We start from the raw sequence: 18,301 nt of genomic DNA on the forward strand, positions 1-18,301 counted from the left end.
CCCCGCCGCCCCCGCGCCTACCCGTCCATCGGCAGCCCCGTCGCGGCGAGCCGGAGGCGGGGCGGTACGTGCGCGGCCACCAGGGCCACGGCCTCCCCGGCCGTGTCGACCTCGCCGACCACCCCGGAGGGATCGCGCCGCACGACGCGGAACCGCCCGTCGGGCAGCGGGATCACGAAGGGGACCGCCACCTCGTAGGGGAAGCGGGTCGTGCTGCTGAAGTGCACGTGACAATGGCTCGTGTACGGGTAGAGCTGCCGCAGGACCGGGTGCTCGTGGGCCGCCTCCAGCACCGCGATGGTGCCGAGATGCCAGACCTTGGAACCCAGGCGCTCCAACCTGTCCTCCCATGCCCGCCGCGTGTCGAGCCACTGCGCCTCGACGACCGCCGCACGGGTCTCTTCGTTCACATTCATCCCCCCAGTGTGCTCTCGCCCCGGCCTCGCGCGCGGCTCCGTCCGCTTTCCGAACGGGTGTGACCGGATTGAGGTCTTGACGGATTGTCATGCCCTCACTGACCATCAGGCTCGCACTGACGCACGTTGCTCACCTGTTCTACCCCGCACGTTTCCGCACACATCCCCAGTACGGAATCCCGGAGCCCCCACATGAGCCTGTCCGTCTCCCGGCGCATCGCCACCGTGACCGCCCTCGCGGTCGCCGGCCTGTTCGCCGCCACCGCCCCCGCCGCGCTCGCCTCGCCGACCTCGGTCGCCGCCGCGCCCACGCCGCCCGACATCCCGCTCGCCAACGTCAAGGCGCACCTGACGCAGTTGCAGTCGATAGCCACCGCCAACGGCGGCAACCGCGCCCACGGCCGGGCCGGTTACAAGGCCTCGATCGACTACGTGAAGGCCAAGCTGGACGCGGCCGGCTTCACGACCACGCTGCAGACCTTCACCTCCAGCGGCGCCACCGGCTACAACCTGATCGCCGACTGGCCGGGCGGCGACCCCAACTCGGTCCTGATGTCCGGCGCGCACCTCGACTCGGTGACCTCCGGCGCGGGCATCAACGACAACGGCTCCGGCAGCGCGGCCGTCCTGGAGACCGCGCTCGCCGTCTCCCGGGCCGGCCTCACACCCACCAAGCACCTGCGCTTCGGCTGGTGGGGCGCGGAGGAGCTGGGCCTGGTCGGCTCGAAGTACTACGTCAACAACCTGCCGACCGCCGAGCGCGCGAAGTTCGCCGGGTACCTGAACTTCGACATGATCGGCTCGCCGAACCCGGGCTACTTCGTCTACGACGACGACCCGACGATCGAGCAGACCTTCAAGAACTACTACGCGGGCCTCGGCGTCCCCACCGAGATCGAGACCGAGGGCGACGGCCGCTCCGACCACGCGTCCTTCAAGAACGTCGGCATCCCCGTCGGCGGCCTGTTCACCGGCGCCAGCAACAGCAAGACGGCGGCCCAGGCGCAGAAGTGGGGCGGCACCTCCGGTCAGGCCTTCGACCGCTGCTACCACTCCTCCTGCGACAACACGTCGAACATCAACGACACCGCCCTGGACCGCAACTCCGACGCCATCGCCTACGCGATCTGGAACCTCGGGTTCGCCGTCCCGGTCCCGCCGGGCCCGTCCTTCGAGAACACGGCCGACGTCTCCATCCCGGACTCCCCGGCCGCCGCGGTGAACTCGCCGATCACGGTCTCGGGCGTCGCGGGCAACGCCCCGGCCACCACCAAGGTCGACGTGAACATCGTCCACACCTACATCGGTGACCTGGTGGTCGACCTGGTGGCCCCCGACGGCACCCTGTACAACCTGCACAACCGCAGCGGCGGCAGTGCGGACAACATCGTCAAGTCCGTCACGGTCAACGCCTCCTCCGAGGTCGCCAACGGAGTGTGGAAGCTCCAGGTGAAGGACGTGGCCGCGCAGGACGTCGGCTACATCAACAGCTGGAAGATCACCTTCTAGGACGGCGGCACGGCGACACTTCCAGGACAACACCTCAAATGGTCTAGTCCTCTTGGGCTCCGGCATGATCTGATCGGATCATGCCGGAGCTCATAGCCGCCCTGTTCAGCCTGCTCGCCCAGGCCGCCGCCGCCGTCAACCCCGCACTTCTGGTGCGCAGGCGCCGGCGGCTCCGGCGACTGTCGGACCACGCACAGGGCCGAACCGTCCACGTCCCCTGCGATCTGCGGGACTCCGCACTCACCGCCGGCCGGTGGTCCGAGGGCCACCTGGAGCTGCCGCTGGACGGGCCGGTCCGCTGGCTCGCCAAGGGTGCCGGTACGGCGGCGGCCGTGGACTTCCCGCCCCTGGAGGCCGTCTCCGCCGACGAGATCGGTGTGGCGTTCCGCTCCGCCGACGGAGCCACCGAGCTGCGACTGCACCCGGACGAGGCCCCGATGGTGCTGCGCGTCCTACGTGTCCTGCGCGAGGCCCCGTAGCGAGGCCGACAGCGGCTCCTGGATCCGGGCCCGCAGCTCCTCCGCGACCGCGGCGACATCGGCGCGGCCCACCTTCGCCGCCTCCACCAGATCGCCGAGTTCCTCCGGCGAGGGCAGCTGCTTGGCGCCGGCGACCCGCAGGTACGAGCGGGTGGCGGCGGCCGCGTAGAACTCGTTCATCGGGGATTCCAGCGCCGGGCACACGGCGAGGGTGTGCAGAAACGCGGCGGCCCGCCACGCGGTGTCCGGGGCGGGCTGTTCGGGGACCAGGACGAGGTCGTTCTGGTGACGGGCCACGGCGGCGGCCACTCCGGAGGGATCCCACACGGCGGGATCGGACGGGAGATGGTGGGCCAGAGCGGTCCAGGCCCACTCCATGGTGATCTTCAATGCCCGAACCGCTCCTGGAAGTAGCCCCAGTGGTCGGCGAACTCCTCGATCCCGGACAGGAAGTTCTTCCGGTCCTCGTCGAGCTCGCGTTCCGTGACTTCGGTGATCAGCGCGGTGACCGTCGTGCCCAGGGCCGCCGCACGCGCCTTCAGGCGTTCGTGGAACTCTTCTTCCAGGCGGATGGTGACGTGTCTCGACATGCTTTTCACGGTACAGCGGGGCCGCTGTACGCAGGGCCGGAACGGCACAAGGGTGGGCAGGGACACAGTCCCCGCCCACCCTCGGATGCCGCCCGGTCCCGGGCCGCGCCTACTTGTTGGCGTCGGCCGCCTTCACCAGCTCGGCCTTGGTGACCGCGCCGACGTAGACCTTGCCGTCGTCCGTGATCAGCGCGTTGATGACGCGGGTCTTCAGGACCCGGCCCTCGCCGAACTTCCCGGAGACCTTCTCCCCGAGCGCGTCGAGGAACTGCGAGGCGCCCTTGGGCGCGTTCTTGTCCTTCGCCGCGTCGTCGAGGCCCTTGAGGGTGTTGTCCGCGCCGGTCTCGATCCGGGCGATCGAGGTCCAGCCCTCGCCGAGGACCTTCGGCTCGCCGTTGACGCCCTCGGCGCCGCCGGTCAGGCCGCCCAGGCCCGGGATGGCCTCCAGCGCACCCAGCCCGCCGTCCTTGCCGTCCTTGCCGTGCTCGCCGGCCGCGCCCTCGGTCACCTTGGCGTCCTTGGGCGGGGTGAAGGAGAAGGTGTCGGCGGCGGGCTTGGCGAAGTCCACCTTGGTGAAGCCCGCGTCCACGATCGGCTTGCCGCCGTCGGTGGAGAGCAGCTGCACGCGCAGCGGCATTCCGTTCTTCGCGTCCACCGCGATCTTCACCGAGGCGACCGTCGAACCGGTCCCCTTCGGCTTCAGGACCAGCTGGTAGGCGTCGCGCCCGGCCACCTGGGCCGTGTCGCCGACGCTGACGTCGGTGGTCGGTCCGGCGGCCCTCAGGACCTCCTGGGCGAACTCCTGCGGGGAAACGGGGAGTTCGTCGCCGGTCTTGCGCTCGGTGCCCTTGCCGCCCTTGTCCGCGTCCGCGGGGGCCTTCTCGTGGAAGACCTCCTTCGACTTGGAGTCGTACCCCCAGACGTCGTCGCCGTTGTGGACGAGGCTGTACTCGTCCTTCCCGTCGACGAAGGTGAGCTTCTGGCGGTCCGGTCCGTCGGCGGCCACACGGAAGGTGTGGGTGCCGCTCACCAGCTGGGCGAGCTTGTCCTGCGGGTCCGCGGAGCCGCCGGTCACGCCGCCACCGCCGCCCAGCAGGCCCGCCGGAAGGCTCGGCAGGCCCAGGTCCGTGCTGATCTTGGCGCTGCCGGACAGCTGCTGCACGTCCGAGGCCGCGATCTTCTCGATGAGCTGCTGGGCCGTCACCGGCGGCAGGTCCGGTCCGCCGGCGTTCGCGAAGGCCGGAACCATCGCGATCGTGCCGGCGACCACACCGAACACCGCGACCGGTACGGCGTACCGAGCGGCCTTGCGGGATTTTGCGTTCGTTGCCATGTCTGTCTGCCCTACCTCTGTGTGTACGGCGGCGACCTACCCGTCCTGCATGCGGTCGACATGCACGACCACGTCCACCCCTCGCCGCCACTCTCACCCGATCTGGTGGGGATGTGCCTCTATCTGACCAAAGAACAGGGGGTCGGGGCGTCAGCCCCCGGAGCCAACTGTGCGTACGCCCCAGGGATGACATGACGCGGGCCCGGCCTCCCCCACCCGTAGGGGTTGCCGGGCCCGGGCCCCTGTACTCGGTGGTGCGCGCCCCGCCGTCAGCCCGCGCGGTGGACCACGGCGTCGCAGAGCTCCACCAGCGCCGACTTCGCGAAGCAGTCCGGCAGCGGGGCCAGCGTGGCCCGCGCCTCCTCCGCGTACCGCACGGTGTCCCTGCGGGCCCGCTCCAGGGCCGGGTGGACCCGCAGCCGGGCGAGCACATCGGCGTGCCGCGCGTCGTCCGTCAGATCGCCGTCCAGGAGCCGTACGAGGTCCAGGTCGTCGGGGTCGCCGCCCTGGGCCGCCATCTCCCGCAGCCGCAGGACCGGCAGCGTCGGGATGCCCTCGCGCAGGTCGGTGCCGGGGGTCTTGCCGGACTCGTGCGAGTCGGAGGCGATGTCGAGGACGTCGTCGGCGAGCTGGAAGGCGGTGCCGAGCCGCTCGCCGTACTGGGTCAGGATGTCGACGACCGACTCGTCGGCGCCGGACATCATCGCGCCGAAGCGGCCGGAGACCGCGATCAGCGAGCCGGTCTTGCCGGCGATGACGTCGAGGTAGTGCTCGACGGGGTCGCGGCCGTCGCGCGGGCCGGCCGTTTCCAGGATCTGGCCCGTCACCAGCCGCTCGAACGCCTCGGCCTGGACCCGTACGGCCTCGGGACCGAGGTCCGCCAGGATGTGCGAGGCGCGGGCGAACAGGAAGTCACCCGTCAGGACGGCCACGGAATTGCCCCAGCGGGCGTTGGAGCTCTCCACGCCGCGGCGCACGTCCGCCTCGTCCATGACGTCGTCGTGGTAGAGGGTCGCCAGGTGGGTGAGCTCCACGACCACGGCGGAGGGGACGATCCCGGGAGCGTAGGGATCGCCGAACCGGGAGGCGAGCATCACGAGCAGCGGCCGGAACCGCTTGCCGCCGGCCCGGACCAGGTGCTGCGCGGCCTCGGTGATGAAGGGGACTTCGCTCTTGGTGGCTTCCAGCAGACCCGCCTCGACGGCGGCCAGTCCGGCCTGGACATCGGTCTCAAGAGCCTGGTCCCGCACGCTCAGTCCGAACGGCCCGACGACGGTCACGAGGGGTACTCCTGTCTGCTGACGATCACCTTGACGATCACACGGATTGTCGATGTGTCGCTGCCATCACTCAAGCCAGCGTATCCGGTCTGTTTTCGATCACCCAGGGCGCCTGTCCGGGCACAGGGTGCGTACCGGCCAGGCATTGCCCTATCTACCCCGGTATGTTCTAGAGCAGCCGAAACAACCGGAGAATGCGTTTTGTCCAGAACTGCGACCGATATAGACGAGCCCTCGGATCCGGAGGCGGACCAGCCGCCGCCCTCCGACGACCACGCCTTCCTCGGGCACCCCCGGGGCCTCGCCACGCTCTCCGGACTGGAGGTCTGGGAGCGCTTCTCGTTCCTGGGCATGCAGGCCATCCTCGTCCTCTACTTCGCGGACACGGTGGCCAACGGCGGCCTGGGGATGAGTCCGGGCACCGCGGCCTCCGTCTCGGCGGCCTACGGGACCATGGTCTACCTCGTCTCCGTCGCCGGCGGGTGGCTCGCCGACCGGATCCTGGGTTCGTACCGCGCCGTGCTCTGGGGCGGCATCCTGATCGCCTGCGGCCACTACGCGATGGCCGTGCCGACCGCCGCCATGACCTGGGTGGGCCTCGGCCTGATCAGCGCCGGCACCGGCCTGCTGAAGCCCAACGTGGCCAGCATGGTCGGCAAGCTGTACAGGACGGACGACGACCGGCGCGACGCCGGCTTCGCCCTGTACTACATGGGCATCAACATCGGCGCCTTCGCCGGCCCCCTGATCACCGCCTGGCTCGGCGAGCACCAGGGCTGGCACTGGGGCTTCTCGGCCGCGGCCATCGGCATGACCGCGGGCCTGGTCCAGTACGTCGCCGGGCGCCGCCACCTGGCCGGGCGCAAGCACTCCGCGGAGTTCGCGCTGGCGCCCGAGGCGATGCGCTCCGCCGTGACGAAGATCATTGGGGGGATCGTCGCCTTCGCCGCGCTCGCCACTCTTCTGGCCGTACTCGGCTGGCTGACGATGGACCGGTTCGTGGACCTGCTCACCCTGGTCTCGGTGATCGCGCCCATCGTGTACTTCGCGATCATGTTCCGCAGCCCCCGGGTGACGGGCGAGGAGCGGGGGCGCCTGCGCCCGTACGTGGTGCTCTTCCTGGCCTCGGTGGCCTTCAACTTCATCCTCTTCCAGGCGTACTCGACGATGATGCTGCTCGCGTCGACGAACGCCCGCACCGAGATCCTCGGCTTCACCTTCCCGGCCGGCTGGTACGCCTCCGCGCTCGGCGCGTTCGAGGTGCTCCTGGCCCCGGTCGTCGCCGCGCTGTGGGTCCGGATGGGCCCCAAGCAGCCGCACGCCTCCAACAAGATCGCCATCGGCGTGATCCTGGGCGGCCTGTCCTTCCTCCTGATGGTCGTCCCGACCTCGGGGCACACGGGCGACACGTACGAGATGGCCGCCTGGTGGATCATCGGCTCCTACCTGCTGCTCGGACTCGGCGACGTCCTGCTGGAGACCTCCGGCATGTCGGCCACCACGAAGCTCGCCCCGAAGGCCTTCGCCAGCCAGACGATGGCCCTGTGGTTCCTCTCCCTCGCCCTGGCCAACGGCATCCAGGCGCAGGTGGTCAAGCTCTACGGCCAGGTCTCCAACCCCGCCTACTTCGGGGTCAACGGCGCCATCGCCGTCGCGGTGGGACTGGCCGTGATCGCGCTCGCGCCGTGGCTCAAGCGCACGATGCACCCCGTCCACTGACCGGCTGAGAGCTCCGATGATCATCCGTACAGATTTCCCCTACGGGACCACCCACGAGGACGTCCGGATCCCCCTCCAGGACGGCACCGAGCTGTACGCCCGCATCTGGCGCCCGGTCACCGACGAGCCCGTCCCGGCGCTGCTGGAGTACCTCCCGTACCGCCTCACCGACTGGACCGCCCCGCGCGACTGGCAGCGCCACCCCTGGTACGCGGGCCACGGCTACGCCTCCGTACGCGTCGACGTGCGCGGCCACGGCAACAGCGGCGGCGACCCGGGCGACGAGTACGACGCCCAGGAACTCGCCGACGGCGTCGCGGTGGTGGAGTGGCTGGCCGCCCAGCCCTGGTGCACGGGGTCCGTGGGGATGTTCGGGATCTCCTGGGGCGGCTTCAACAGCCTGCAGATCGCGGCGCTCGCCCCGGAGCCCCTCAAGGCGGTCGTCACCGTCTGCTCCACGGACGACCGCTTCGACAACGACGTCCACTACATGGGCGGCTCCCTCCTCGCCGTGGACATGCACGCGTGGGCGGCGACCATGCTCGCCTTCGCCTCCCGCCCGCCGGACCCGCTCTACGCGGGCGAGGGCTGGCGCGACCAGTGGCTCTCCCGGCTGGGCGCGGTCGAACCCCTCGTCCACACCTGGCTCTCCCACCAGACCCGCGACGCGTACTGGCGCCACGGCAGCGTCTGCGAGGACTACGGGGCCGTCGGCGCGGCCGTCCTCGCCGTGGGCGGCTGGCACGACCCGTACCGCGACACCGTGCTGCGGCTGGTCGCCGCGCTCCCCGCCGACCGGGTGCGCGGGCTGATCGGCCCGTGGTCGCACCAGTACCCCGACCGGGGCCTGCCGCCGGGGCCCGCCATCGGCTTCCTCCAGGAGACCCTGCGCTGGTGGGACCACTGGCTCAAGGGCAAGGACACCGGCGTCATGTCCGAACCCCTCCTCCGCTCCTGGATCTCCGAGTCGCACCCTCCCGCGACCACCTACCCGACCCTGCCGGGCCGCTGGGTCGGCGACCCGTCCTGGCCCTCGCCGCACGTGGACCCGGTCACGTACGCCTTGCAGGGCGCGCCGGTCGTCGTGGCCTCCCCGCAGCACACCGGCCTGGACGCGGGCCGCTTCTTCCCCTTCGGCAACGACGCCGACCTGCCGCCGGACCAGCGCGAGGAGGACGCGAAGTCGGCCTGCTTCGAGTTCCCCGTCGGGGACGGTTCCGGGCCGGTGGAGATCCTGGGCAGGCCGGTGGTCAGGCTGCGCCTGCGCATGGACGTCCCCTACGGGCAGGTCATCGCCCGCCTCTGCGACGTGGCGCCCGACGGCTCCTCGACGCTCGTCACGAGGGGCGTGCTGAACCTGTCCTCCCGGCAGGGCCGGGACAAGGCGGTTCCGTGGCCCGTGGGCGCGTACGAGGACGTGGTCTTCGACCTCAACGGCATCGGCCACTCCTTCCCGCCCGGCCACCGGATCCGCCTCGCCCTGTCCTCCGCCTACTGGCCGTGGATCTGGCCGCGGGCCGGCTCCGAGCGGGGCTGGACCCTGGACCCGGCGGGCAGCGCGGTGGAACTCCCGGTCCGCGACCCGTCCTGCGACACCGGCCCGATCCTCTTCGAGGCCCCGGAGCAGTCGCAGCCCCTGGGCGTCTCCTACCCCGCGACCCTGGACGCCCCCCGGCCGGAACGGCTGGTCGTACGGGACGTCGCGCGCGGGCTCTGGCGCCTGGAGGTCGACCCCCGCTACGGCGGAACCCGGGTGTACCCGGACGGGCTGGAGTTCAGCGAGGACGCGCAGGAGGTGTACGAGATCCAGGAGTCGGACCCCTTGTCCGCCCGGACCCACTCCACCTGGACCGTACGGCTGCACCGGCCGGAGCTGGCCTGGGACGTCTCGGTGGTGACCCGCTCGGAAATCACCTGCGACGAGGGCGGCTTCCTCACTTCGAACGAGGTGGTCTGCCGCGAGGGCGACGAGGTCCTCTTCCACCGCACGTGGGAGCGACGCCTGCCGCGCGCGGCGGTGTAAGCCGCCCCGGCCGCGGCCCGGCCGCTGCGCGGGCGGAGTTCCCCTACCCGGCCCCCCCGGGCCGGGGACGGGGACCGGTCCCCGCCAACGGCCCCGCACGAGCAGGCCGACCGTCAGGCGAACAGCCGCTCCAGCACCACCGCGATGCCGTCCTCCTCATTGGAGAGCGTGACCTCGTCCGCGACGGCGAGGAGCTCCCGGTGGGCGCCCGCCATCGCGACCCCGTGCGCCGCCCACGCGAACATCGGGATGTCGTTCGGCATGTCGCCGAAGGCGATCGTGGACGAGCCGGAGACGTCGAGGAGTTCCGCCGCAACCGCCAGACCGCTCGCCTTGTCGATGCCCGGCGGCTGGAGTTCGACCGTGTGTTCACCGGCCATGGTGACGTTGACCAGGTCCCCGACGACGCCCCGGGCGATCTCCGTCAGCTCGTCGTCCGAGAGGCGGGGGTGCTGGAGGAGCACCTTGCTGATCGGGGAGGCCCAGAGGTCGGCGCGCCGGGCCACCGGGACCGTCGGCAGGTGCGGGTGCCAGATCCGGTAGCCGGGCCCTATCAGCATCTCCGCGTCGACGCCCTCCTGGTTGACCGCCGCGTAGACCTCCCCGACCTCCGCCTCGATCTTCCCGAGAGCGACTTCGGCCAGCTCCCGGTCCATGGCCACGGAGCGCAGCAGCAGACCGGCCGCCGCGTCGTACACCTGCGCTCCCTGCCCGCACACCGCGAGCCCCGTGTAGCCGAGGCCGTCCAGGACGTGGCGGACCTGCGGGACGGGGCGGCCTGTCACGATGATGTGCCGGGCGCCTGCCGCGCGGGCGGCGGCGAGGGCCGCGTGGGAGCGGGCCGAGACGGTGTCTCCGGCGCGCAGCAGAGTCCCGTCCAGGTCGGTGGCCACGAGTGCAAAGGGGAGGGCGGAAGTCACGCGTGCAAGGATACGGACCTCCTCGGACAAGTCCTACAAATAGTGCCCGAATCCGGCCTCCCACACGCCCCACCAGCCCCTTAACCTGTCAACCAGCTCCCGGGACACCCCCGGGCCGCGTCGAAAGCGAGGCAGCACCCCATGCCCCAGCAGAGCCCCCTCGATGTGCCCGAGGGCGACCCGTTCGGGCCGCACAACCTCCCCTACGGCGTGTTCTCCACCGCCGGGGAGGAGCGGCGCCGGATCGGTGTCCGCATCGGCGGGTACGTGCTCGACGCCGGGGCGGCCGCGGCCGCGCTCGGATCCCCGTACGCCGGACTGCTCGGTCAGCCCTCGCTCAACCCGCTGCTCGCCGCGGGCCGTACCGCCTGGAAGGACGTGCGCCGCGCGCTCACCGCCTGGGTCACCGACCCCGGCCACCGGCCCTCCGTCGAGCCGCACCTGCTGCCGCTGGAGGAGGTCGCCCTGCACCTCCCGTACGAGGTCGCCGACTACGTCGACTTCTACGCGAGCGAGCACCACGCGACGAACGTCGGGCGGATCTTCCGGCCGGACGGGGACGCGCTGACCCCCAACTGGAAGCACCTGCCCATCGGTTACCACGGCCGGGCGGGGACGATCGTGGTGTCGGGCACGGACGTCGTACGGCCTTCCGGCCAGCGCAAGGCGCCCGCCGACCCGGCGCCCGTCTTCGGGCCCTCCGTGAAGCTCGACATCGAGGCCGAGGTCGGCTTCGTCGTCGGCACCCCCTCGGAGCAGGGCCACCCGGTGGCCCTCGGCGACTTCGAGGAGCACGTCTTCGGACTGTTCCTGCTCAACGACTGGTCCGCGCGGGACATCCAGGCCTGGGAGTACGTGCCGCTCGGCCCCTTCCTCGGCAAGTCCTTCGCCACCTCCGTCTCCGCCTGGGTCACCCCGCTGGAGGCCCTGGACGCGGCCCGGGTCGCCCCGCCCGCCCGGGACTTCCCGCTCCTGCCCTACCTCGAGGACTCCGGCGCCGACCGCCCCGGCGGCTTCGACCTGCGGATCACCGTATCCATCAACGGGCAGGAGGTGGCCCGGCCGCCGTTCGCCTCGATGTACTGGACCGCCGCCCAGCAGCTCGCGCACATGACCGTCAACGGCGCCTCGCTGCGCACCGGCGACGTGTACGGCTCCGGCACCGTCAGCGGCCCGGAGACCGACCAGCGCGGCTCGCTGCTGGAACTCACCTGGAACGGCCGCGACGCGATCGAGCTCACCGACGGCAAGCGCACCTTCCTGGAGGACGGCGACACCGTCACCCTCACCGCATGGGCACCGGGCGCCGACGGCACCCGCGTGGGCCTCGGCGAGGTCACCGGCCGCATCGTGGGCACCCGCTAGTCCACATCCCGGGACGACCGCAAACGGCGGGGTGGCGGATCTTTCCGCCACCCCGCCGTTTGCGCAGGTCACAGCGGTACGCGGACACCCGCGAGTGGCGCAACACTGCGGCAACACCACCGACGCGGCCCCCTCGGTATGTTCCCTGCCATGCCAGCCGAACGCACCCGCGAACACACCGTCCCGGTCGCCGCCGCGCGCCGCCGGCGGCTGCGCGCGGACCAGGCGCGACAGCTCGCCGACCTGCTGCGCCACCAGATCCTGGCGGGCGGCTATCCCACCGGCGTCCTCCCCCTGGAGGACACCCTCGCCGCCGACTACGGCGCCGGCCGCAACACCGTGCGCCAGGCCCTCGACCTGCTGCGGGGCGAACGGCTCGTCGAGCGGCGCCCCGGCGTCGGCACCGTCATCGTCTGCGCCAAGTACCCGCACGGCCTCGACCGCCTCCAGGGACTCGCCGAAACCCTCCACGAACACGGCCGGGTCACCAACGAGGTCCGCACCGCCGGCCCCGTCCGCGCCCCGGCCCCCGTCGCCGCCCGGCTGCGCCTGCCCGAACACTCCGACGTGCTCTACATCGAGCGGCTGCGCCGCCTGAACGGGCTGCCGCTCTCGCTCGACCTCACGTACGTCCCCCTGGACATCGGCGCGGACCTGATCGGCTGCGACCTGGAGAACACCGACGTCTTCCGGCTGCTGGAGTCCCTGACCGGGCAGCCGCTCGGCCACGCCGAGATCACCCTCGAAGCCGTCAACGCCGACGCGCACTCCGCCGCCGTCCTGCAGGCCCCGCGCGGGGCCGCCGTCCTGATGCTGGAGCGCCTCACGCACCTCGGCGACGGCCGGCCCGTGGACCTGGAGTTCATCCGCTTCCGCGGCGACCGGATCACCATGAGCGGCCTGCTGCACCGCAGCGCCACCCCGTAACTCCCCTCCGCTCCCCCCTTTCCTGGAGACAGCCATGCCTCTGGTCCCCCAGCGCGGCGACGTGCCCGTGACCATCGACGAGTCCCTGTGCATCGACGGCTGCACCCTCTGCGTCGACATGTGTCCGCTCGACTCGCTCGCGATCCGCGAGGACAACGGCAAGGCCTACATGCACGTGGACGAGTGCTGGTACTGCGGCCCGTGCGCCGCCCGCTGTCCCACCGGCGCGGTGACCGTCAACATGCCCTACCTGCTCCGGTGAAAGGCCCCCTCACGATGCGCACGAAAGCCCTCTCTCCCGCCCTGCTCCTGCTCGTCCCCCTGGTCACGGCGTGCTCCGAGGCCTCCGGCGCGGACGGCGACTCCAAGACGGTCACGGTGACCGTCGGCTACCAGTCCAAGACCATCAACACCGTCACCGCCGGTACGCTCCTGCGCTCGCTCGGGTACTTCGAGCAGGAGCTCGCGGCGCGCGGCAAGAAGGACGGGGTCACCTACAAGGTCGACTGGCAGGACTACGCCACCGGCGCCCCCATCACCGCCCAGATGACCGCCGGGAAGATCGACATCGGCTCGATGGGCGATTTCCCCCTCCTCATCAACGCGGCGCGCGGCAAGGAACTGAAGCAGCCCACCCGGCTCGTCTCCGTCACCGGATACAACCTGCGCGGCGGCCTCAACACCGTGGTCACCGCACCCGGCGCGAAGCTGGAGTCGCTCGCCGACCTGCGGGGCAAGAAGGTGTCCACCTCGGTCGGTTCGGCCGCCGACGGGACCCTCGTACGGGCCCTGCAGCGCGCCGGCATCGATCCCGAGAAGGGGATCGAGAAGCTCAACCAGCAGCCCAGCGTGGGCGCGTCGGCCCTTCAGGCGGGCAGCGTCGACGCCCTGTCGCAGTTCGTCGCCTGGCCCGGTCAGCTGGCTTTCGAGGGACGGGCCAAGGCCCTGTACGACGGGGCCGAGCTGAACCTGCCGACCTTCCACGGGGTCACGGTCCGCGAGAAGTTCGCGTCCGAACGCCCCGCCGTCCTGGACGACTTCCTGCGCGCCCAGCGCAAGGCGACCGAGCACCTGCGCACGCAGCCGGTCGCGGCGGCCGAGGCGGTGGCCAAGGAGACCGGGCTGCCGGCGGAGGTCGTGTACCTCTACAACGGGGCCAACGGCATCGCGACCTTCGACCCGGCCCTGCGCCCCGAACTGCTGGCCGCACTGAAGGAGGACGTCCCCGTCCTCAAGGCGGCGAAGCTGGTGGACTCCGTCGACGTGGACGCCTTCGTGGATCCCGCGCCGCTGAAGCGCGCCACGGCGGGCGCGGACTACCCGGCGGCCGCACCGGCCCGCCCGGAGCTGTGGCTGAAGGAGGGCAACCGCACCCAGAGCTTCGACTCCCCGGCGGCCCTGCTGAAGGCCTACAAGGCCGCCGGGACCGGCGTCCGCGCGGCCTACGTCCCGGACGCGGTGACGGGCACGCTCTGGTTCGCCGACAAGGCGGTCTGGGTCGCGGAGGGCTCCGCACTGCGCGCGTTCGTCACCCCGTCGGGCGCGAAGGCGTACGTGGACCGGCACGCGGGGTCCGGCGCGCGGATCGTGAGCTTCGCCGAAGCCGGAGCCCTCACGTCATGACGGCCCGCCGCCGGCTGCTACGGCTGACGTCGCTCGCCGCGGCTCTGGCCGCCTGGCAGCTCCTGACCTCCCTCGACGTCAACCTGTGGCTCCGCTTCGAGCAGTTCCCGACCGTGGGCGAGGTGGCCTCGACGTTCGCGGACCGGGCGACGACCGGCCCCTACTGGCAGGACCTCGGCTTCAGCCTGCGGCGCATCGTGACGGGCTTCGCACTGGCGTCCGTCCTGGGCGTGGCCGCGGGCATGGCGATCGCCCGCTCCCGCCTCGCGGCGGACCTGCTGGGGCCGGTCCTCGAAGTCCTGCGCCCGATCCCGGCGATCGCGCTGGTCCCGGTGGCCATCCTGCTCTTCCCCTCCAACGAGCAGGGCATCGTCTTCATCACCTGCGCGGCCGCCTTCTTCCCCGTCCTCGTCTCCACCCGGCACGCGGTGTCCGCGCTGTCCCCGGTATGGGAGGAGGCCGTCCTGACGATGGGCGGCGGCCGCGGCCGGATCCTGTTCTCGGTGGTCCTCCCGGGGGCCCTTCCGGGCATCTTCGGCGGCCTGTCGGTCGGGATCGGGGTGTCGTGGATCTGCGTGATCTCCGCCGAGATGATCTCCGGGGAGTACGGGGTCGGCTACCGCACCTGGCAGGACTACACGGTCGTGGACTACCCCGGGGTCTTCGTCGGCATGGCCACGATCGGGGCGCTCGGGTGGCTCACCTCGACGGCGGTGGAACTCGCCGGCCGCCGCCTCACGCGCTGGCTCCCGAGCCGCACCACCCCGGGCCCCCGCGGCCTGATCCCCCGCCGCCAGGACTCCGGCACCCCGGCCTCCCCCGGTACGGGCTCCCGCCCCGCGAACTCCCGCAGCCCGGCCTCCCCCGGTACGGCCTCCCCCGGTACGGGGCTCCACCCCGTGGGCGCCCGTCCCCGGGGCCCGGCCCCGGCCGACGGGCCGCCCGGCTAGCCGCTGCGCGGGGCGGAGTTCCCCTCCCCGCAGGGCCGACCCACCCGCATCACCGAGCCACCTGCCAAGGAAGGAAGAGGCCATGCCACCCGTACAAGCACCCCCATCACCCCCGACGGCCAAGGCCGCCACCGGCGCGTCCCTCCGCCTGAGGGGATCCCTCGGCCACCCGGGCAGCACCCCCGTGCTCGACGCCGTCGACCTCGACGTCCGCCCGGGCGAGGTGCTGACGGTCGTCGGCCCGTCCGGCTGCGGCAAGTCCACCCTCCTGCGCACCCTCGCCGGCCTCCTCCCGCCCCTGACCGGCAGCGTCGAGCAGGACGGCCACCCGATCACCCGCCCCGACGCCACCCGGGCGCTCGTGTTCCAGGACGACGCCCTCCTCCCCTGGCGCACGGTCCGCGCCAACGTCGAACTCCCCCTGGCCATCGGCGGAACGCCCCGCGCCGACCGCCGCCGCACCGCAACGGAGTGGCTGGAGCGCGTGGGCCTGGCCGGCCACGCCCACAAGCACCCGCACCGGCTCAGCGGCGGCCAGCGCCAACGCGTCCAGTTGGCCCGGGCCCTCGCCGCCACCCCGCGCGCCGTGCTCATGGACGAACCCTTCGGCGCGCTCGACGCCCAGACCCGCGCCGAGATGCAGGACCTCCTCGTCACCGTCCTCGCGGGTACGGGCGCCACCGTCGTCTTCGTCACCCACGACGTCGACGAGGCCCTCTTCCTGGGCGACCGCGTCGCACTCCTCGCCACGGGCGAGCTGATCGACGTACCGCACCCGCGGGAGCGTGCCGGCGACCGCGACGAAGACCGCTCCGCGCTGCGCAAGCGCATCATCGACTCCCTCTGAAAGGCCTCCCATGGATCTCCCCGCGCTCGCCGACGCCGAGGAACTGACCTGCGACGTCCTCGTCATCGGCGGCGGCACCGCCGGCACGATGGCGGCGCTGACCGCCGCCGAGGCCGGCGCGCGGGTGCTGCTCCTGGAGAAGGCGCACGTCCGGCACTCCGGCGCCCTCGCCATGGGCATGGACGGGGTCAACAACGCCGTCATCCCGGGCCGCGCCGAGCCCGACGACTACGTCGCCGAGATCACCCGCGCCAACGACGGCATCGTCGACCAGTCCACGGTCCGCCAGACGGCGACCCGCGGGTTCGCCATGGTGCGGCGACTGGAGTCGTACGGGGTGAAGTTCGAGAAGGACGAGCACGGCGAGTACGCCGTGCGCCAGGTCCACCGCTCGGGCTCGTACGTGCTGCCCATGCCGGAGGGCAAGGACGTGAAGAAGGTCCTCTACCGGCAGCTGCGCCGCCGCGAGATGCGCGAGCTGATCCGGATCGAGAACCGGGTCATGCCGGTCCGCGTCCTGACCTCCCCCGAGGACGGCCGTGCGATCGGCGCGGCCGCGTTCAACACCCGTACCGGAGCCTTCGTGACCGTCCGCGCCGGGGCCGTGATCCTGGCGACCGGACCGTGCGGCCGTCTCGGGCTGCCCGCCTCCGGATACCTCTACGGGACGTACGAGAACCCCACCAACGCCGGTGACGGCTACGCGATGGCGTACCACGCGGGCGCCGCGCTCACCGGCATCGAGTGCTTCCAGATCAACCCGTTGATCAAGGACTACAACGGCCCGGCGTGCGCGTACGTCGCGAACCCCTTCGGCGGCTACCAGGTCAACCGGCACGGCGAGCGGTTCGTCGACTCCGACTACTGGTCGGGGCAGATGATGTCGGAGTTCGCCGCCGAACTCGCCTCCGACCGGGGCCCGGTGTACCTGAAGCTCAGCCACCTCCCCGAGGAGACCGTCGCCGCCGTCGAATCGATCCTGCACACCACCGAGCGGCCGACCCGCGGGACCTTCCACGCGAACCGGGGCCACGACTACCGCACGCACGACATCGAGATGCACATCTCGGAGATCGGCCTGTGCGGCGGCCACTCGGCCTCCGGCGTACGCGTCGACGACCACGCCCGCACCACCGTGCCCCGGCTCTACGCGGCCGGGGACCTGGCGTCCGTACCGCACAACTACATGATCGGCGCCTTCGTCTTCGGCGATCTGGCGGGGGCCGACGCCGCGCGGTACCGGCCGTACGAGGGGGAGTTGCCCGCCGAGCAGCTCGCCGCCGCCCATGAGCTGATCTACCGGCCGCTGCGCAACCCCGGGGGGCCGCCCCAGCCGCAGGTCGAGTACAAGCTGCGCCGGTTCGTGAACGACTACGTGGCCCCGCCCAAGACGGGCGCGAAGCTGTCGCTCGCCGTGGAGGCCTTCACCCGGATGGCGGGCGAGATCGGTGAGATGGGCGCCACGACCCCGCACGAGCTGATGCGCTGCGCGGAGGTCTCCTTCATCCGGGACTGCGCGGAGATGGCGGCGCGGGCCTCGCTCGCCCGTACGGAGTCCCGCTGGGGGCTGTACCACGAGCGCCTCGACCACCCCGAGCGCGATGACGCGGGCTGGCTGCACCACCTGGACCTGCGCAAGTCCCCTTCGGGGGCGATGGAGTTCACGGCGCGTCCGGTCGATCCCTACCTCGTCCCGGTCCCGGAGTTCACCCCCACGGGCGGGCCCTCCCGGCACCTGGGCGAGGTCGAGCTGGTCGGTGTGGCCCTGGCGGGCGGCGCGGGCCGGCCGGCGGCCCCCGCGGAGACCGGCCGGGACACCGGATCCGCGCCCGGGTCACCCCGGATCCTGGAGCTCCTCTCCCTCGCGGAGGAGACCCCGGACCTGGACGCCCTGCGCCCCTACCTCGACGACCCCGACCCGGCGGTCCGCGCCACGGCGGTGGCGGTGCTCGGCGAAACCGTCCCGGCGGGCGCCGGTCCCGTCCTCGGGGCGCGGCTGGCCGACCCCGACCCGGCGGTCCGCGCGGCCGCGGCGGCCGCGCTGCGCGAGCTGCTGGAGGTGCTCGCGCCCGACCCCGAACTGGGCGCGGCCCTGCGGGCGGGGCTCGCGGTGGCGGATCCGGCGGTCCGGTCGGCGGCGCTCGAAGCCCTACGGGTCCTGCGGCTCGGGGAGCCCGGCCTGTACGAGCGGTCCCTGCGGGACGCCGACGTGGACGTCCGGATCAAGAGGAAGCGGAGCAGCGGAGGCAGCAGCGCGGCGAAGAGCCGCTGGAGCCAGACCGTGGGGGTCAGGCCGGAGCGGGCGACGAGCTCGGCGGTG

General features: G+C 72.1%; 17 protein-coding genes. 11 read left to right on the plus strand and 6 right to left on the minus strand.

Annotated elements, in window-relative coordinates:
* Positions 1-17 precede the first annotated feature (17 nt).
* Positions 18-416, minus strand: coding sequence for a DUF6193 family natural product biosynthesis protein (locus tag ABZY57_RS02690; RefSeq protein WP_356507378.1), 399 nt, complete (start codon positions 414-416; stop codon positions 18-20).
* A 192-nt stretch (positions 417-608) separates the two neighbouring features.
* Between ABZY57_RS02690 and ABZY57_RS02695 the strand changes: the two genes are divergently transcribed.
* Together ABZY57_RS02695 and ABZY57_RS02700 are read left to right on the plus strand one after the other, a co-directional pair.
* Positions 609-1,925, plus strand: a complete 1,317-nt coding sequence (locus ABZY57_RS02695) for a M28 family metallopeptidase (protein ID WP_356507380.1) — start codon at positions 609-611, stop codon at positions 1,923-1,925.
* Between the two features lie 80 nt (positions 1,926-2,005).
* Positions 2,006-2,404 carry a hypothetical protein gene (locus ABZY57_RS02700; RefSeq protein WP_356507382.1) on the plus strand — a complete coding sequence of 133 codons (399 nt, stop codon included), beginning with the start codon at positions 2,006-2,008 and terminating at the stop codon, positions 2,402-2,404.
* On the opposite strand, the gene ABZY57_RS02705 is transcribed toward ABZY57_RS02700, so the two are convergent.
* The 4 genes from ABZY57_RS02705 to ABZY57_RS02720 all read right to left on the minus strand — a co-directional run bounded on the left by ABZY57_RS02705 (position 2,378) and on the right by ABZY57_RS02720 (position 5,607).
* Positions 2,378-2,794, minus strand: a complete 417-nt coding sequence (locus ABZY57_RS02705; RefSeq protein ID WP_356507384.1) for a hypothetical protein — start codon at positions 2,792-2,794, stop codon at positions 2,378-2,380. The genes ABZY57_RS02700 and ABZY57_RS02705 overlap by 27 nt on opposite strands.
* On the minus strand, positions 2,791-2,994 hold the full coding sequence (locus ABZY57_RS02710; RefSeq protein WP_239516343.1) for a ribbon-helix-helix domain-containing protein: 204 nt from the start codon (positions 2,992-2,994) through the stop codon (positions 2,791-2,793). Before ABZY57_RS02710 ends, ABZY57_RS02705 begins: the two co-directional genes overlap by 4 nt.
* Before the next feature lie 109 nt (positions 2,995-3,103).
* Positions 3,104-4,327: a DUF2092 domain-containing protein gene (locus ABZY57_RS02715; protein ID WP_356507387.1), complete on the minus strand. Its 1,224-nt coding sequence runs from the start codon at positions 4,325-4,327 to the stop codon at positions 3,104-3,106.
* Positions 4,328-4,596: 269 nt separating this feature from the next.
* Complete coding sequence (locus ABZY57_RS02720) at positions 4,597-5,607, minus strand: polyprenyl synthetase family protein (RefSeq protein ID WP_356507389.1); 1,011 nt, start codon at positions 5,605-5,607, stop codon at positions 4,597-4,599.
* 201 nt (positions 5,608-5,808) lie between these two features.
* On the opposite strand from ABZY57_RS02720, the gene ABZY57_RS02725 reads away from it, so the two are divergent.
* Together ABZY57_RS02725 and ABZY57_RS02730 are read left to right on the plus strand one after the other, a co-directional pair.
* Complete coding sequence (locus ABZY57_RS02725; protein ID WP_356507391.1) at positions 5,809-7,326, plus strand: peptide MFS transporter; 1,518 nt, start codon at positions 5,809-5,811, stop codon at positions 7,324-7,326.
* Between the two features lie 16 nt (positions 7,327-7,342).
* A complete protein-coding gene (locus tag ABZY57_RS02730) occupies positions 7,343-9,349 on the plus strand; it encodes a CocE/NonD family hydrolase (protein ID WP_356507393.1) in 2,007 nt (668 codons plus the stop codon).
* A gap of 113 nt (positions 9,350-9,462) precedes the next feature.
* On the opposite strand, the gene ABZY57_RS02735 is transcribed toward ABZY57_RS02730, so the two are convergent.
* Positions 9,463-10,269, minus strand: a complete 807-nt coding sequence (locus ABZY57_RS02735; RefSeq protein ID WP_356507395.1) for an HAD family hydrolase — start codon at positions 10,267-10,269, stop codon at positions 9,463-9,465.
* A gap of 141 nt (positions 10,270-10,410) precedes the next feature.
* On the opposite strand from ABZY57_RS02735, the gene fahA reads away from it, so the two are divergent.
* The 7 genes from fahA to ABZY57_RS02770 form a co-directional block, all read left to right on the plus strand.
* On the plus strand, positions 10,411-11,634 hold the full coding sequence (fahA, locus tag ABZY57_RS02740) for a fumarylacetoacetase (protein ID WP_356507397.1): 1,224 nt from the start codon (positions 10,411-10,413) through the stop codon (positions 11,632-11,634).
* Positions 11,635-11,784: 150 nt separating this feature from the next.
* Entirely contained in the window at positions 11,785-12,561 is a 777-nt protein-coding gene (locus ABZY57_RS02745) for a GntR family transcriptional regulator (RefSeq protein WP_356507399.1), read from the plus strand.
* A gap of 34 nt (positions 12,562-12,595) precedes the next feature.
* Positions 12,596-12,823 carry a ferredoxin family protein gene (locus ABZY57_RS02750; protein WP_030710222.1) on the plus strand — a complete coding sequence of 76 codons (228 nt, stop codon included), beginning with the start codon at positions 12,596-12,598 and terminating at the stop codon, positions 12,821-12,823.
* A 14-nt stretch (positions 12,824-12,837) separates the two neighbouring features.
* Positions 12,838-14,184 (plus strand): ABC transporter substrate-binding protein, encoded by a 1,347-nt coding sequence (locus tag ABZY57_RS02755; RefSeq protein WP_356507402.1) that lies wholly within the window; start codon positions 12,838-12,840, stop codon positions 14,182-14,184.
* Positions 14,181-15,134, plus strand: a complete 954-nt coding sequence (locus ABZY57_RS02760) for an ABC transporter permease subunit (RefSeq protein WP_356507403.1) — start codon at positions 14,181-14,183, stop codon at positions 15,132-15,134. The genes ABZY57_RS02755 and ABZY57_RS02760 overlap by 4 nt, the downstream gene beginning before the upstream one ends.
* An 82-nt stretch (positions 15,135-15,216) precedes the next feature.
* Positions 15,217-15,981, plus strand: a complete 765-nt coding sequence (locus ABZY57_RS02765; RefSeq protein ID WP_356507405.1) for an ABC transporter ATP-binding protein — start codon at positions 15,217-15,219, stop codon at positions 15,979-15,981.
* Positions 15,982-15,991: 10 nt separating this feature from the next.
* The coding region (locus ABZY57_RS02770) for a fumarate reductase/succinate dehydrogenase flavoprotein subunit (protein ID WP_356507407.1) at positions 15,992-18,301 on the plus strand (2,310 nt) is incomplete at its 3' end.

This window comes from Streptomyces sp. NPDC006450, assembly GCF_040612195.1.
Lineage (GTDB): Bacteria > Actinomycetota > Actinomycetes > Streptomycetales > Streptomycetaceae > Streptomyces.

Bases quoted from the DNA above. Each gene is read 5' to 3' on its own strand.
- ABZY57_RS02690 (WP_356507378.1), bottom strand. From the start codon at position 416: ATGAATGTGAACGAAGAGACCCGTGCGGCGGTCGTCGAGGCGCAGTGG.
- ABZY57_RS02695 (WP_356507380.1), top strand. From the start codon at position 609: ATGAGCCTGTCCGTCTCCCGGCGCATCGCCACCGTGACCGCCCTCGCG.
- ABZY57_RS02700 (WP_356507382.1), top strand. From the start codon at position 2,006: ATGCCGGAGCTCATAGCCGCCCTGTTCAGCCTGCTCGCCCAGGCCGCC.
- ABZY57_RS02710 (WP_239516343.1), bottom strand. From the start codon at position 2,994: ATGTCGAGACACGTCACCATCCGCCTGGAAGAAGAGTTCCACGAACGC.
- ABZY57_RS02715 (WP_356507387.1), bottom strand. From the start codon at position 4,327: ATGGCAACGAACGCAAAATCCCGCAAGGCCGCTCGGTACGCCGTACCG.
- ABZY57_RS02730 (WP_356507393.1), top strand. From the start codon at position 7,343: ATGATCATCCGTACAGATTTCCCCTACGGGACCACCCACGAGGACGTC.
- fahA (WP_356507397.1), top strand. From the start codon at position 10,411: ATGCCCCAGCAGAGCCCCCTCGATGTGCCCGAGGGCGACCCGTTCGGG.
- ABZY57_RS02745 (WP_356507399.1), top strand. From the start codon at position 11,785: ATGCCAGCCGAACGCACCCGCGAACACACCGTCCCGGTCGCCGCCGCG.
- ABZY57_RS02750 (WP_030710222.1), top strand. From the start codon at position 12,596: ATGCCTCTGGTCCCCCAGCGCGGCGACGTGCCCGTGACCATCGACGAG.
- ABZY57_RS02755 (WP_356507402.1), top strand. From the start codon at position 12,838: ATGCGCACGAAAGCCCTCTCTCCCGCCCTGCTCCTGCTCGTCCCCCTG.
- ABZY57_RS02760 (WP_356507403.1), top strand. From the start codon at position 14,181: ATGACGGCCCGCCGCCGGCTGCTACGGCTGACGTCGCTCGCCGCGGCT.
- ABZY57_RS02765 (WP_356507405.1), top strand. From the start codon at position 15,217: ATGCCACCCGTACAAGCACCCCCATCACCCCCGACGGCCAAGGCCGCC.